The organism is Bartonella sp. MU70NMGDW (assembly GCF_042194085.1).
In the GTDB taxonomy this organism is placed as follows: Bacteria; Pseudomonadota; Alphaproteobacteria; order Rhizobiales; family Rhizobiaceae; genus Bartonella; species Bartonella grahamii.
In genome coordinates this window covers 1-872 of sequence record NZ_JBHIMK010000487.1, presented here as the reverse complement: position 1 = coordinate 872, position 872 = coordinate 1, and the positions used below count along the sequence as shown (strand labels likewise).

1 pseudogene is annotated in these 872 nt (G+C 36.0%); it reads left to right on the top strand.

What is annotated here, in order from left to right:
* Nucleotides 1-192 (top strand): annotated as a pseudogene (locus ACFIKE_RS11740) (hypothetical protein); the annotation flags it as partial.
* Nucleotides 193-872 lie beyond the last annotated feature (680 nt).

The window sequence follows — 872 nt, the reverse complement described above, 5'->3', positions numbered from 1 at the left end:
TATCAGCATTGTCTTAATTTGGAAAGTGAGGCCTATTTTGCTATTCGTGAAATGTGGGATAAGCTTTCTGATACTGCTAAAAAACAATGTTTGACGAGGGTCCGTCCTGGAGATGGAAATTATTTTCTCTTACGAGACTGTTTTCTCAATGAAAGAGAAAATAAAACAAGCAAAAGGCGCAATTACTTTTAAGTTTTTATACGGAAAGTTAAAAGGATGCGAATTTTGATGAAAAGATTAAAAGCCTCTTAAATGACTATCTGCCTCAAGACCAATGGAAATTTGACTTATTTATTTTGTTATATCGCACTTTTATGGAAGGTGTGGCGACATAAAGTATGGATGCCTCCTTGAAATGTTTAAGGGGGGCGTGGTGGAGTTTTAGGAGGATTTGTTGCGCTTTTTAAAGAGAAATAACGGGTGTGGGAAACCCATTTCGTAATGGTTCTGGTAAATGGTATAATGGTAAAGCTTCTCATGAAGTGTATAAAATTTATAGAGCACGTTCATTTTTACGCTTTAAAAAAGAGTAAGCCCAAGTACCATCTCACACTGTGCTCGTTCCCAATGGTGCCTCTCGACAGCCCTTGAGCCTTAGAGACGGTTCATAAGAGGCACTTTTAGTCTTTTTTTTATCGTTTTTATTCTACGCAGGCTTTTCCACTTGTAACATGCAAGAAAAAGAGATTGATTCAACAGCAAACAGATTGAGGATGAAAAATCCTACGGTATTAAGTTTTCTTACTTAACACAAAAACTTAACACAAAAAATATGAATTATCATTATAAACCAATTCACTGTACGAATTTTATAAGAATTTTCATTGTTGACAGACCAGTGTGACTTGAGAACCTTCGTTCTTTGAGGGCGT